At 62.3% G+C, this 265-nt stretch carries 1 pseudogene; it reads left to right on the top strand.

Features of this window, described 5'->3' with window-relative positions:
• Positions 1–241, top strand: a pseudogene (locus tag QN347_RS20105) (hypothetical protein); the annotation flags it as partial.
• Positions 242–265: the final 24 nt, after the last annotated feature.

The raw sequence follows: 265 nt of genomic DNA, 5'->3' as shown, positions 1-265 counted from the left end.
GACCCAGCCGCTGCGGCTGGAACAAGCGCAGCAGCAGCAGTTGCACATCGAGAGCAGCGGTTTTACTGATGCGGTGGTATGGAACCCCGGAGCCGATGCTGCGGTCAAACTGCCGGATCTGGCAGCCGGCGAAGAACAGCGTATGCTCTGCGTGGAAGCCGCCATCGTCCGTCAGCCGGTGGTCTTGGCACCGGGTACGCGCTGGAACGGTAGTCAGACCATGACGCTCAGCGATCAATAGGCTTACAAGGGTGGTGGCTTGGCC

Origin of the sequence: Sphingomonas sp. 10B4 (assembly GCF_035019905.1) — a bacterium.
Lineage (GTDB): Bacteria > Pseudomonadota > Alphaproteobacteria > Sphingomonadales > Sphingomonadaceae > Sphingomonas > Sphingomonas glacialis.
Note: the sequence above shows the minus strand (reverse complement) of the source record. Positions and strands in the feature narration are given on the sequence as shown.